Annotated in this window: 14 protein-coding genes; 3 read left to right on the forward strand and 11 right to left on the reverse strand. The window is 72.3% G+C overall.

The genetic code is table 11. From position 1 onward, the window contains the following. Window positions 1–424: 424 nt before the first annotated feature. Window positions 425–1,042: an SCO3374 family protein gene (locus tag ASC56_RS15355; protein WP_055491974.1), complete on the forward strand. Its 618-nt coding sequence runs from the start codon at window positions 425–427 to the stop codon at window positions 1,040–1,042. On the opposite strand, the gene ASC56_RS15360 is transcribed toward ASC56_RS15355, so the two are convergent. The 10 genes from ASC56_RS15360 to ASC56_RS15405 all read right to left on the reverse strand — a co-directional run bounded on the left by ASC56_RS15360 (window position 1,021) and on the right by ASC56_RS15405 (window position 9,709). Further along, window positions 1,021–1,359, reverse strand: coding sequence for an Lsr2 family protein (locus ASC56_RS15360; protein ID WP_055491975.1), 339 nt, complete (start codon window positions 1,357–1,359; stop codon window positions 1,021–1,023). The genes ASC56_RS15355 and ASC56_RS15360 overlap by 22 nt on opposite strands. A 253-nt stretch (window positions 1,360–1,612) precedes the next feature. Next, the gene (locus ASC56_RS15365) at window positions 1,613–2,146 is read right to left on the reverse strand and encodes an amino-acid N-acetyltransferase (protein ID WP_079102514.1); all 534 of its coding nucleotides are present in this window, start codon (window positions 2,144–2,146) and stop codon (window positions 1,613–1,615) included. A 9-nt stretch (window positions 2,147–2,155) separates the two neighbouring features. Beyond that, window positions 2,156–2,707, reverse strand: coding sequence for a BlaI/MecI/CopY family transcriptional regulator (locus ASC56_RS41890; protein ID WP_055491976.1), 552 nt, complete (start codon window positions 2,705–2,707; stop codon window positions 2,156–2,158). A gap of 205 nt (window positions 2,708–2,912) precedes the next feature. Next, a complete protein-coding gene (locus ASC56_RS15375) occupies window positions 2,913–3,092 on the reverse strand; it encodes a hypothetical protein (protein WP_055491977.1) in 180 nt (59 codons plus the stop codon). Between the two features lie 258 nt (window positions 3,093–3,350). Further along, window positions 3,351–4,001, reverse strand: a complete 651-nt coding sequence (locus ASC56_RS15380; protein ID WP_055491978.1) for a hypothetical protein — start codon at window positions 3,999–4,001, stop codon at window positions 3,351–3,353. Between the two features lie 206 nt (window positions 4,002–4,207). Then, window positions 4,208–5,005 (reverse strand): type III pantothenate kinase, encoded by a 798-nt coding sequence (locus ASC56_RS15385; protein ID WP_055491979.1) that lies wholly within the window; start codon window positions 5,003–5,005, stop codon window positions 4,208–4,210. Window positions 5,006–5,014: 9 nt separating this feature from the next. After that, window positions 5,015–6,013 carry a carboxylating nicotinate-nucleotide diphosphorylase gene (nadC, locus tag ASC56_RS15390; RefSeq protein ID WP_055491980.1) on the reverse strand — a complete coding sequence of 333 codons (999 nt, stop codon included), beginning with the start codon at window positions 6,011–6,013 and terminating at the stop codon, window positions 5,015–5,017. Between the two features lie 5 nt (window positions 6,014–6,018). After that, the gene (locus ASC56_RS15395) at window positions 6,019–7,773 is read right to left on the reverse strand and encodes an L-aspartate oxidase (RefSeq protein WP_055491981.1); all 1,755 of its coding nucleotides are present in this window, start codon (window positions 7,771–7,773) and stop codon (window positions 6,019–6,021) included. Then, a complete protein-coding gene (gene panC, locus ASC56_RS15400; protein ID WP_055491982.1) occupies window positions 7,770–8,792 on the reverse strand; it encodes a pantoate--beta-alanine ligase in 1,023 nt (340 codons plus the stop codon). Before panC ends, ASC56_RS15395 begins: the two co-directional genes overlap by 4 nt. Next, window positions 8,789–9,709, reverse strand: a complete 921-nt coding sequence (locus tag ASC56_RS15405; protein WP_055491983.1) for a Rossmann-like and DUF2520 domain-containing protein — start codon at window positions 9,707–9,709, stop codon at window positions 8,789–8,791. Before ASC56_RS15405 ends, panC begins: the two co-directional genes overlap by 4 nt. A gap of 219 nt (window positions 9,710–9,928) precedes the next feature. Between ASC56_RS15405 and ASC56_RS15410 the strand changes: the two genes are divergently transcribed. Continuing rightward, entirely contained in the window at window positions 9,929–11,119 is a 1,191-nt protein-coding gene (locus ASC56_RS15410) for a low specificity L-threonine aldolase (protein WP_055491984.1), read from the forward strand. 130 nt (window positions 11,120–11,249) lie between these two features. Here the strand turns inward: ASC56_RS15410 and ASC56_RS39685 are convergent, their stop codons facing one another. Continuing rightward, the gene (locus ASC56_RS39685; RefSeq protein ID WP_055491985.1) at window positions 11,250–11,468 is read right to left on the reverse strand and encodes a hypothetical protein; all 219 of its coding nucleotides are present in this window, start codon (window positions 11,466–11,468) and stop codon (window positions 11,250–11,252) included. Window positions 11,469–11,628: 160 nt separating this feature from the next. Here ASC56_RS39685 and ASC56_RS15420 point away from each other — a divergent pair, with 160 nt between their 5' ends. After that, the gene (locus ASC56_RS15420; RefSeq protein WP_055491986.1) at window positions 11,629–12,735 is read left to right on the forward strand and encodes a DUF5937 family protein; all 1,107 of its coding nucleotides are present in this window, start codon (window positions 11,629–11,631) and stop codon (window positions 12,733–12,735) included. Window positions 12,736–12,751: the final 16 nt, after the last annotated feature.

Consider the following 12,751-nt stretch of genomic DNA (forward strand, 5'->3'; position numbering starts at 1 on the left):
TCGCTCCTCAGAGCGGTCAGGCAGTAAGGGGACGCTCCCCTCCCTGTCCTTCCGCAGCTTAGTCCCGCAAGCGGGGACCGCTCATTCCAACTGCCGACACCGTTCTTGGCCTCCTGACCCGGAACGCCGACATCTGCTCCAACCCGATGGTGCGAGACGATGTTCCCGCAGGCCAGGCAGTTACCCCTGTCACCAGTACGCCGATGGCGAACGTGAGACGACCTTTCCCGCGTGACGCCCCCTCCCACTAGGGATGTCTTACCCGTCCGCACCGACACTCCATGCCGAGCGCACCGCTTCCCTCCGCTACGGGCGAACATCCTTGCGCCGCCGAACACCCCCGCACGCCCCCTCTTTCGGCACTGTACGCAATCGCACCGCCACTCAGCGTAACCCCGAACGGGCTTCCGCTGTTGCTCCTGGCATGGTCCACACGGTGCCGCTCCCCCGATGGCCGCTCCATCCGGGCAGTGCGGTGCGTCGGTGGTACGAGGAGGAGCTGGGCTGGGCGACCGCGCCCGGAGAGCCGGTGCGGCTGGTCACGGGGCTGCGCTTCGACGTCCTGGACGTCCCCGCGGAGGCGGGCAGGCCCGCGCTGCGGCATGTGGGGCCGGCGGCCCCGGTCGCGCTGTGCGGGGAGCGGATGCGGCTGCTGGTGGCCGCGGGCAGCGCGGAGGAGCTGCCGGGACTGCTCGACTGGCTGGAGTGGGGCGCCCTGGACCTGGACCTCAGGGCGACCGGGGCGGGCGGGCACGTCGAGGCGCCGCTGCCGCCGGGGTGGGCGGCGGGTGTGCCGCCGGGGCCGGCCGACACCCCGGGATCGCGGCCGCTTCCCCTGAGCCGGACCGGTTCACAGGGGGCCGCCGTCTGGCTGCGGCCCCCCGAGCCGGGGTGCGAGGTCGAGCTTCTGCTGCCGACGCTGTCGGCCGTGCGGGGCGGCGAAGGCGCCCCCGATCTGGTACGGCTGGTCGACACGATGGCAACGCAGTGCCACCGGGTGCGGCTGCGGCGCGCGTGCGCTCAGGCGTTGGCCTTCTCGTAGGCCTCGCGGATGGACGCCGGAACGCGGCCACGGTCGTTGACCTCGTAACCGTTCTCCTTCGCCCAGGCACGGATCTGCGCGGTGTCCTGGGCGCCACCGGAAGCGGCGGCGCGAGCCTTGCCCCGCCCGCCCGCGGCACGGCCTCCGGTACGACGACCGCCCTTCACATAGGGGTCGAGAAGGCCACGGAGCTTGTCCGCGTTGGCCGTCGTGAGGTCGATCTCGTACGTCTTGCCGTCCAGTGCGAACGTGACGGTCTCGTCCGCCTCGCCGCCGTCGAGGTCGTCGACAAGAAGGACCTGAACCTTCTGTGCCACCGGATTTCCTTTCATCGATAACTTCAGGGCCGAGGGCTGCGGCGCGTGCCGCATGTTTCGCGTCCCCTGTTATATGCAGTACTGCAGTACATCGGAAAGCAAACCGCTTTTGCCTGAAAAACACAAACCCCTCGACAGAGCCCGACGGGGGGCCGGGAGACCGGAAAGATGCGCGTTTCGGACATAGGGAACCTGGGCACGGGTGTCCGGCCGTCAAGCAACACCCGAATAGTCACGGACGATCCCTTGGCGATCACAGATGCAGAAGCATCCGACTGTTGCCCAAGGTGTTCGGTTTCACTCGTTCGAGACCGAGGAACTCCGCCACGCCCTCGTCATAGGAACGCAACAGCTCGGCGTAGACATCGGCGTCGACGGGCGTCTCCCCGATCTCCACGAAGCCGTGCTTCCCGAAGAAGTCCACTTCGAAGGTCAGACAGAAAACGCGACGAACGCCGAGCCAGCGGGCGGTCTGCAGCAACTTCTCCAGCAACCGGTGCCCGACGCCGAGACCCCTGGCCCCGGGCATCACCGCGAGTGTGCGGACTTCCGCCAGGTCTTCCCACATGACGTGCAGGGCGCCGCAGCCCACGACCTCGCCGCTGTCGTCACGTTCCGCCACCCAGAACTCCTGGATGTCCTCGTAAAGCGTGACCGTCGCTTTGTCGAGCAGGATGCCGCGCCGGACGTAGGCGTCGAGGAGGCGGCGCACCGCCGGCACATCGCTGGTTCGGGCCCGTCGGACGGTGATGGCTTTTGCGGTCGCTTCGGGGCGCTCTGCTGGCATGAGCGGACGCTATCGCCCGGTGTCGTCCTCGGCGGAGGCGGGGTTCTTCTCCTCAAGCGTCTGCGCACGCTTCTTCCCCGGGTTCTCGCCTCTTCCCCTCTTCCCCGGGTTCTCGCCGGGCTTCTCGCCGCCGCCACCGGCCGGACGATCGGGGGACGCGGCGGATTCGGGGGATTCGGGGGAGACGGCATCCGCGGTGGCCGCCGTTTCGGCGCTTCCGGGCTCCTCGGCACTCACGGGACCTTGCACGATGCGTACGGCGTCCCGCAGTGCCTGCCGCTGTTCGTCGCTCATCATGCCGAAGAAGGCGACGAGTGCGGCGGCCGGGTTGTCGCTCTGCGACCAGGCGTCGTTCATCAGTGCGGCCGCGTAGGCGGCACGGGTGGAGACCGCCTCATATCGATAGGCCCGGCCTTCCGCCTCACGGCGGACCCAGCCCTTCTGATGGAGATTGTCCAAAACGGTCATCACCGTGGTGTACGCGATGGACCGTTCCTGCTGGAGGTCTTCCAGGACTTCTCGAACGGTCACCGGGCGGTTCCACTTCCACACCCGCGTCATGACCGCGTCTTCGAGTTCTCCCAATGGGCGAGGCACGCTCAGCACAATAGTGGGAGATGTCGACAATGGCCCGGCGGACGTGCGCTTACACGGCGAACGGCAACAAAAAGGGCGTACGACTCGAAAAGTGCATGAGTCGTACGCCGGGGTGGCGCGGGACGGCGCCGGGAGTGCGGGGAGCCGGGGGCCGGCCCGTGGGCCGGGCTCAGGCCTCGGCGTCCCAGGCGCCCTGGCGGGCGGCCTCCGCGCGGGCGAGGGCCGCGTCGACGGCCGCGTCCTCCTTGGCCTTGTTGGCGCCGCCCTGGGTCTTCACGATCACCCTGATGAGCCCGACGAAGAACACGGCCATGACGACCGGGGGTACGAGCGCGGAGACGTAGTCCATGTGTCCAGAGTAGCCAGGGCCTGTCCGATGGATCCCGGTCGGGTGGGCGTTACCGGATGGGACGGGTACGCCGGGTACGGCCCCGCCCGCCCGGCTAGTGCTGTGGCCGGAAAGGTTTGCCGGGAAGCTCGCGGCGTCCGGTGCGGTGCATCGCAAGGCGGAGCGTCGCCCGCGTACTGGATGTACTCGGGCGATGCGACAACGCGGCGAGGTGCCGTGCCGGGCGTCGCGAGCCGGTGAACCTTTCCGGTCGCAGCACTAGCCGACGGCCAGCTGCCGATGCGCGTGGGGCGGGCCGGGTTTCCGTTTGGGCGGGAAGACCTCGCCGGGAGTCGGGATGGGGCGCGAGGGGCGTGGCGTTCCCGGCTCGGGGCGCGGGGCGGGCTTCTCGGGCCTCTCGGCCGGCTTGTCGGGTTTGCGGGACGGCTTCTCCGCCTGCTCGTCCGCGGCCGCGCGGCCGCCCGGGAGCGCCGTGAGACGGGCACGGGAGACGGGGATCGAGACCCTGCGGGGGGTGCGGCAGGCGCGTGCGTCGCGTTCGGCGAGGGCGCCGCAGCGGTCGAGGAGGGCGGCGGCCGTGGGGGTGCCGCGCAGGGCGCGCAGGGCGGCGAGGTCGTCCGCGACCGGGCGGTAGCCGACGCGCAGGCCGTCCGCAAGGAGAGTCAGATAGCCGGTGGCGGCGCCGGGGAGGGCGGCGCGGTAGCGGGCGAGGTCGGCCAGCAGAAAGGCCCTCAGTCGGGCGCCCTCGTGCACCGCCTCGTCCAGGGACGCGGCGAGGCGGAGGCAGTCCTGGACGTCCTCGGGGGAAGCGGCGTGGTGGTGGAGGGCGAGGGCGAGGGCGCGGCGGAGCACGCGCAGCTCCTCCGCGCCGAACGCCAGGCCGCCGCGGGATCCGTATGGCGTGGGCATGCGGTGACGCTACCGCTAATCGGACAAAACCGGCATAGCGGTAATGTCGTGTCGCTTGGGGTTCCCTCAGGTGGGGGCGGCCTGCGCCCTTTCGCCCATGTGGTTCCTGTCCGTGGGTGACCGCGGCTCGTTCGTGGCTCGTCGCGCCCACGCGGCGGAGCCGCGGGGCTGTCACAGACCCGCGCCCCTGCGGGGCGCTGATCCCCTCACATGCGTGAGACGTTCCGTTCGTAGACCAGGCGCAGACCGATCAGGGTCAGCCACGGCTCGTGTTCGTCGATCACCGTCGACTCGCCCAGGACCATCGGGGCCAGGCCGCCCGTGGCGATGACCGTGACGTCGTCCGGGTCGTCCGCGAGCTCGCGGGCCATGCGGTTGACCACGCCGTCGACCTGCCCCGCGAAGCCGTACACGATGCCCGCCTGCATCGCCTCGACCGTGTTCTTGCCGATCACCGCGCGCGGACGGGCCAGTTCGATCTTGCGGAGCTGGGCGCCGCGGACACCGAGGGCCTCCACCGAGATCTCGATGCCGGGGGCGATGACACCGCCCGCGTACTCGCCGCGTGCCGAGACCGCGTCGAACGTCGTCGCCGTGCCGAAGTCCACGACGATCGCGGGGCCGCCGTAGAGCTCGACCGCCGCCACCGCGTTGATGATGCGGTCGGCGCCGACCTCCTTCGGGTTGTCCATCAGGATCGGGACGCCCGTCTTGATGCCGGGCTCCACCAGGACCGCGGGGACGTCACCGTAGTACCGGCGGGTGACCTCGCGCAGCTCGTGCAGGACGGACGGGACCGTCGAGCAGATCGCGATGCCGTCGATGCCGTCGCCCAGTTCCTCGCCGAGGAGCGGGTGCATGCCCATCAGGCCATGGAGGACCACCGCCAGTTCGTCCGCCGTGCGGCGGGCGTCCGTGGAGATGCGCCAGTGCTCGACGATGTCCTCGCCGTCGAACAGGCCGAGGACGGTGTGCGTGTTGCCTACGTCGATGGTCAGCAGCATGGGCCCTACCTACTCCGCCGCTCGCAGGTCCAGGCCGATGTCCAGGATCGGCGAGGAGTGCGTCAGGGCTCCGACCGCCAGGAAGTCGACGCCCGTGTCCGCGTACGCCCTCGCGTTCTCCAGGGTCAGCCGGCCCGACGCCTCCAGGACGGCGCGGCCGGCGACGATCGACACCGCCTCCTCGCACTCGCCCGGGGTGAAGTTGTCCAGCAGGATCAGGTCCGCCCCCGCGTCCACGGCCTCGCGCAGCTGGTGCAGGGTGTCGACCTCGACCTCGATCGGCACGTCCGGGAACATCCCGCGGACCGCCTCGAAGGCCTCCGTCACGCCCCCGGCCGCCACGACGTGGTTGTCCTTCACCAGCGCCGCGTCCGACAGCGACATACGGTGGTTGACGCCGCCGCCGCAGCGGACCGCGAACTTCTCCAGGGCACGCAGGCCCGGTGTCGTCTTACGGGTGTCCCGTACACGCGCCTTGGTTCCCTCCAGGGCGTCCGCCCACGCGCGCGTGGCCGTCGCGATGCCCGACAGACGGCACAGGATGTTCAGCGCGCTGCGCTCCGCGGTGAGCAGGTCGCGGGTGCGCGTGGTCACGGTCAGGAGCTTCTGGCCGGCCTCCACCCGATCACCGTCGTCCACATGCCGCTCGACCTCGAACTCGTCGGTGCAGACCACCGAGATGACCGCCTCGGCGACCCTGAGGCCCGCCACCACGCCCGGCTCGCGCGCGCTGAAGTCGCCCGTCGCGACCGCGTCCTCGGGGATGGTCGCGACCGTCGTCACGTCCAGGCCGTGGTCCAGGTCCTCCTGGATGGCCACGTTGGCGATGTCCTCGACCTCCACCGGGTCGAGTCCGGCGTCCGCGAGGAGTTGGGCGAGCGCGGGATCGAGCCCGCACTCCATGTAGTCGCCGTGGTCGCCGTACTCGTCGGCGGCGCCGGCGGCACCGCAGGCACAGCCGTCGCCGCAGCCGCCGCTCGGGACGAGGGGATGGTCGGGGGTGGTCACTTCTGTCACTCCTGAGGACGGGCCTTGGCGGTCTCCCCGGCGCCGGCGGAGCCGGAAGCCCGGGAGAGGGTCGGGGGGAAGTCTGCGGTGTCGGTGGTGCGTACGGCCAGCGTCCGGTCCGGGTTCAGCCGTACGACGATGTGGCGGCGCCAGGCGGTGTCGTCGCTCCCGGCGTGGTCCTCACGCCAGTGGCAGCCGCGGGTCTCCTCGCGCTGGAGGGCGGCGGCGACCAGGACCCGGGCCACCCACAGCAGGTTGGTGGTCTCCCAGGTGTCGACGCCCGGCTCGGAGGTCTTGCCGTTCTCGTCCAGCGCGTCGCGCGCGTCGCTGTGCAGCCGCTGGAGGCGGTCGGCGGCCTCCCGCAGCGACGCCGCGGACCGGAGCACTCCGGCGCCTTCCGTCATGATCCGCTGGATCGTGAACCGGTCCTCCGGGGCGAGCAGGGGATGCGCGGGCTTCTCGGAGTATGGGACGGATGCGGGCACGCGCGCGTGAAGGCCGTCGGCCGCCCGGCCCCGCGCGATGTCGACGGCGATGCGCTCGGCGTAGACGAGCCCCTCCAGAAGCGAGTTCGAGGCGAGCCGGTTGGCGCCGTGGACGCCCGTGCAGGCGACCTCCCCGCACGCGTACAGGCCCGGCACGGTCGTCCGGCCGTGGGAGTCGGTGCGGACGCCGCCGGAGGCGTAGTGAGCGGCGGGGGCGACCGGGATGGGCTCGGTGACCGGGTCGATGCCGTGGGCGCGGCAGGCCGCCAGGATCGTCGGGAAGCGGTGCTCCCACATGTCGGCGCCGAAGTGGCGGGCGTCGAGGAACATGTGCTCGGCGTCCTGCTCCTGCATGCGACGCATGATGCCCTTGGCGACGATGTCCCTGGGCGCCAGTTCGGCCAGTTCGTGCTGCCCGATCATGAAGCGCACCCCGTCCGCGTCCACGAGGTGGGCGCCCTCGCCGCGCACCGCCTCGGAGACCAGCGGCTGCTGGCCCTCCGCGTCCGGGCCGAGGAACAGCACGGTCGGGTGGAACTGCACGAATTCGAGGTCGCTGACCTCGGCTCCGGCCCGCAGGGCGAGCGCCACGCCGTCGCCCGTGGACACCGAGGGGTTGGTGGTCGCGGAGTAGACCTGGCCCATGCCGCCGGTCGCGAGGACCACGGCGGGCGCGTGCACGGCGCCCACGCCGTCGTGCTGGCCCTCGCCCATGACGTGCAGGGTCACGCCCGCGGTGCGGCCCTCGGCGTCCGTGAGCAGATCCAGGACCAGCGCGTTCTCGATCGTGCGCAGTCCACGCGCGCGTACCGCCTCGACGAGGGCCCGCGAGATCTCGGCGCCGGTCGCGTCGCCACCCGCGTGTGCGATACGGCGGCGGTGGTGGCCACCCTCACGGGTGAGCTGGATGCCGCCCTCGTCGTCGGTGTCGAAGTGCGCGCCGGTGGAGATGAGCCGGCGTACGGCGTCGGGGCCCTCGGTGACCAGGAGGCGCACGGCCTCCTCGTCGCACAGGCCCGCGCCCGCCACCAGCGTGTCCTGGAGGTGCTGGTCGGGGCTGTCGCCCTCGCCCAGGGCCGCCGCGATACCGCCCTGCGCCCAGCGGGTGGAGCCGTCGTCGAGGCGGGCCTTCGTGACGACGACCGTCGTCAGGCCGGCGGCCCCGCAGCGCAGGGCCGCGGTGAGGCCCGCGACCCCGGAGCCGACGACCACGACGTCCGCGGCGATGGACCAGCCCGGTGCGGGCGCGTGCAGTCGTATGCCTGTGCCGGTCACGAGGCGGCTCCGTGAGGGTCGACGGGTTCGGGGGCTCCGAAGGAGAGCGGGATGTTGTCGATCAGGCGGGTCGTCCCGACCCGGGCGGCGACGGCCAGGATCGCCTCGCCGGTGAAGTCGCCGGAGATCTCGCTGAAGTCCGACGGATCGACCAGGGCCAGGTAGTCCAGGACCAGCGGCGGGTCCAGGTGGGCGGCCTCGTCCAGGACGAGACGGGCGGCGGCGCGGACGGCGGCGGGGCCGCCGGGCGCGGCCTTCGCGACCGCGTGCGCGTCGGCCGCCGCGCGCGACTCCCCCAGGGCGCTGAGCGCCTCGGCACGCGCGTGCGTGGAGGGCACTTCGCGGGCACGCGCGCGCAGCGCCTCCTGGGCGGCGTGCCGGTCGCGGCCCGCGAACAGGGCCCGCGAGAGCGCGAGCGCGGCGTGCCGTTCGTCCGGCGACAGGTAGCGGTTTCGGCTGGAGAGGGCGAGCCCGTCGTCCTCGCGCACGGTGGGCACGCCGATGATCTCCACACCGAAGTTCAGATCGCGCACCATCCGGCGGATCAGGGCGAGCTGCTGGGCGTCCTTCTGCCCGAACAGCGCCGCGTCGGGCCGGGTGAGGTGCAGCAGCTTGGCGACGACGGTGAGCACGCCGTCGAAGTGGCCGGGGCGAAAGCTCCCTTCGAGGCGCTCGCCCATGGGGCCCGCGGAGATCCGCACCTGGGGCTCTCCGCCGGGGTAGACCTCGTCCACGGAGGGGGCGAACACGGCGTCCGCCCCGGCCTGTTCGGCGATCTTCAGGTCGGCGTCCAGGGTGCGCGGATAGCGGTCGAGGTCCTCGCCCTTGCCGAACTGCAACGGGTTCACGAACACGGTGACGACCACCTCGCCGTGCGGCCCGGCGATCTGGCGGGCGGCGCGGATCAGGGTGGCGTGGCCCTCGTGCAGGGCGCCCATGGTCATCACGACTGCCCGGCGGCCATGCTTCACGCGCGCGTGCAGTTCGTCGGCGGTGCGCAGCAGCAGGGTGGTGGTCATCGGGCGTTCCCCTCGGTGCCGTTGGCGAGTACCCCGAGCAGGTCCTCGGCCAACTCCGGCTTGAGCAGTCCATGGGCCAGGGCCCGGTCTGCGGTCGCGCGGGCCATCGCCAGATAGCCGGCGACCGTCTGCGGGGCGTGCTTGCGCAGCTCGGCGACGTGCGCGGCGACCGTACCCGCGTCACCGCGCGCCACGGGGCCGGTCAGAGCCCCGTCGCCGGAGCGCAGGGCGTTGTCGAGGGCGGCGCCCAGGAGCGGGCCGAGCATGCGGTCGGGGGCCTCGACGCCCGCCGCGCGCAGCAGTTCCATGGACTCGGCGACCAGGGTGACCAGGTGGTTGGCGCCGATGGCGAGGGCCGCGTGGTACAGCGGGCGCATCTCCTCGGCGATCCACTCGGGCTCGCCGCCCATCTCGATCACGAGCGCCTCGGCGGCGAGGCGCAGCTCCTCGGGCGCGGTGACCCCGAAGGAGCACCCGGCCAGGCGCTGCACGTCCACCGGGGTGCCGGTGAAGGTCATCGCGGGGTGCAGGGCCAGCGGCAGCGCTCCCGCGCGCAGGGCGGGATCGAGCACCTTCGCGCCGAACCGGCCGGAGGTGTGCACGAGCAGCTGTCCCGGCCGTACGGCCCTGGTCTCGGCGAGGCCCTCCACGAGGCCCGGCAGCGTGTCGTCCGGAACGGTCAGCAGGACAAGATCGGCGCGCTCCAGGACCTCGGCGGTCGGGACGACCGGCACGTCCGGGAGCATCGTCGCCGCCCGTCGTCTCGAGTCGTCGGAGACCGCGGAAACGGCGACCGGGCGATGCCCGGCGAGTTGCAGCGACGCGGCCAGCGCGGGCCCGACCCGGCCGGCTCCGACCACACCCACGGAGAGCCGCGCCGGGCGGTCCCTGGGATCCGGCTGTTGGAATGTACTCACTCGACGGTGGCCTTCCCGTTCCAGTCCGCTCTGGGTACCGGACGATTTCTCGTCATGTTAACGCGATTGGCCGCCGGGCCGACCGGTTGTCCACAGGCTGTGGGTTCCCGCAGGTCATGGGCGCACGGAAATGCGGTGCCCGGCGGGGTGGGTGCGCGGCATCATCGGTGGGTGGACGACAGGGCGAAGAGGACGGCCGGGCGGCCGGTGGAGGGGGACATGGCGCAGACAGCCGAACACGACGGGGAACGGTCGGCGGAGTCGCCCGACGAGGCCCGGCGCCTGCTCCGGGAGCGCCGGATCGCCGCCGTCCGGCGCGCGGAGCGCGTCCTTGCGCGACCGGGCTTCCTGGGGACGCTCCGGGAGCGACTGGCGCTGCTGGACGGCGTGGGGGACGTGTACGACCTGGACGAGACCGCGGACATCTACGGGTCGGGGGTCGTCGAGGCGCTGGAGAAGAAGGTCGCCGGACTGCTCGGCAAGGAGGCCGCCGCCTTCTTCCCGACGGGCACGATGGCCCAGCAGGTGGCCCTGCGCTGCTGGGCGGGCCGCACCGGGAACATCACGGTGGCCCTGCAGGGGCTCGCCCACCCCGAATTGCATGAACGGAAGGCGTTCAGCGAGGTCAGCGGGTTGCGCCCGGTGCGTGTCACGAGTGAGCCCCGGCTGCCGACGGCCGACGAGGTGCGTGACTTCGCGGAACCCTTCGGGTCGCTGACGCTCGAACTGCCCCTCAGGGAGGCCGGTTTCGTCCTGCCGTCCTTCGAGGAGCTGACCGACGTCGTCCAGGCCGCTCGCGAGCGGGACGCGGTGGTGCACTTCGACGGCGCGCGCCTGTGGGAGTCCACGGTCCACTTCGACCGCCCGCTGGAGGACGTGGCGGGCCTCGCCGACAGCGTCTACGTGTCGTTCTACAAGTCCCTCGACGGGTACGGCGGAGCGGCCCTCGCGGGTCCGAGGACGCTCGTCGACGAGGCGAAGGCCTGGCGGCACCGTTACGGCGGGCAGGTCTTCCAGCAGTTCCCGACGGCGCTGTCGGCGCTCGCCGGTCTGCAGCGCGAGCTGCCCAGACTGCCGCAGTACGTGCGCCACGCGCGCGTGGTCGCGGCCGCGCTGCGCGAGGGGTTCGCGGCGGCCGGGGTGCCGTGGGCGCGTGTGCACCCCGGGCAGCCGCACACCCACGAGTTCCAGGTCTGGCTGCCGTACGACCCCGACGCCCTCTCGGAGGCCGCGGTCCGGCAGGCCGAGGAGACCGGAACCCTGCTGTTCGCGGACTCCTGGGCCCGCGGCGGCCCGGACCTGGCCGTCACCGAGGTCTCCGTACGGGCCGACGGCCTGACGTGGACGGCGGACGACGTGAAGGAGGCGGTGACGGACTTCACGAACCGGCTGCCGGGGGCCGCGGACTAAGAGCTCCGGACAGAATGGGAGGCCGTGAGCCGGGCGCCCACTCTGTTCGGAGCTCCGGCGGTCTCCGTGGGACAAGGAGCGGCGTCCGGTGCGTGCTCTCGGCGTGCCGCCGGGGAGACGGGCAACCGGCTCAGCATGAAGGACGCGAGCGGCGGCCAGGCAACCACCCTGCCAGCGCCGCCCGCAGCCGTCCGCGCGGCGGGCGGCCCGCCAGCACCGCGCGGAAGTGCTGATAGTCGCGCACTTCACGGACGAGCTGCCAGTCGTGGGCGCCGGGCGCGGGTGGGGCGGGCTCGCCGAGGCGCTGGGCGCGGTAGGTGTCGAGGAGGTACTGCTGGGTGATGCTCATGGCGAAACGGCCCTCTTCGGGTACGGGAACGGGATCCGGAAGGCTCCGCGGCTGCCCCGGTGGTTCCAGCCTGCATGCGCCCCCGGCCATGCGTCGCCCCGATTGACAGGCCTCGTCAATCGGCGGCGGCGTTGTCGGTGGCGGGGTGCACCATGAGGTCATGAGCGTGGACATCGACATCAGCGGGCTGCGGCGGGAGAGGATCGCCGTCGTGATCTCCCCGCTGGCCGAACTCGGGATGGCCCTGCACGCACTGTCCGAGCCCGGCCACCATCCCGGCCTGCAGGGCTGGGTCACCTCCGTGACCGCCGGCCTCGACTCGCATCTGGCCGACCGGATGTGCGAGGCCGACTTCCTGTGGCGTACGACGTTCTCGGACCTCTTCCTGCCGTGCGCGGGCATGCCGGGCCGGGACACCCTCCCCGGTGCCACGCTCGCCGAGGAGCTGGACCTGCTGGACAAGCTCAGCGACGAGCAGTTCGTCGACGCGGCGCTGGAGTTCACCTGCGCGCTGCCGTGCAGCGGTCCGGGCCCCGCCGTGCTCGCCGACGCCGACGCCCGCGCACGCGCCCTGGAGCTGGCCGCCGCGCGGGGGCCGCAGCAGCTGCGGTTCAGCGAGCGGCTGCTGGCCGACCCGCCGGGCACCCGGGCCTGGCTGCGGCAGTTCCTCGCGGACTGCGACGCCGCCTTCTTCGCCGACACCTGGTCCCGGTTGCGCCACCAGCTCGCCGCCGACGCCCGCCACAAGACGGACCTCCTGCGTCGCAAGGGCCTGGGCGAGGCGCTGGCGTCGGTGTCGTCCGCGGTGACGCTCGACGAGGCCGCGAACCGCATCGTCGTCGACAAGCTCGGCGAGGGCCGGACCGCCACGGCGGGCGGCGGCCTGCTGCTCGTCCCGACCAGCCTGGGCCGTCCGCATCTGATGGTGCTGCACCGCCACGGCTGGCAGCCGGTGCTGCACTACCCCATCAGCTCCCCCGCGCCTGCGGCTCCGCCGTCGCTGGAGCAGCTGACCCTGCGGATGGCCGCCCTGTCCCACCCGGTGCGGATGCGCATGTGCCGCAGCCTGGCCCGCAGCGCGTTCACGACGGGTGAGCTGGCCCAGGTCCACGGCCTGACGGCGCCCGAGATATCCCGGCACCTCAGCGCCCTGAAGAAGGCGGGCCTGCTCACCACCCGCCGCCGCGGCCGGTACGTCCTGCACCAGCTGGACGTGACCGCGGTGGCCCGGCTGGGCAGCGACTTCCTGGAGGGAATCCTCAGATAGCCGATCAGCCGGGCCG

Source organism: Streptomyces sp. TP-A0356, assembly GCF_001417775.1.
Lineage (GTDB): Bacteria > Actinomycetota > Actinomycetes > Streptomycetales > Streptomycetaceae > Streptomyces.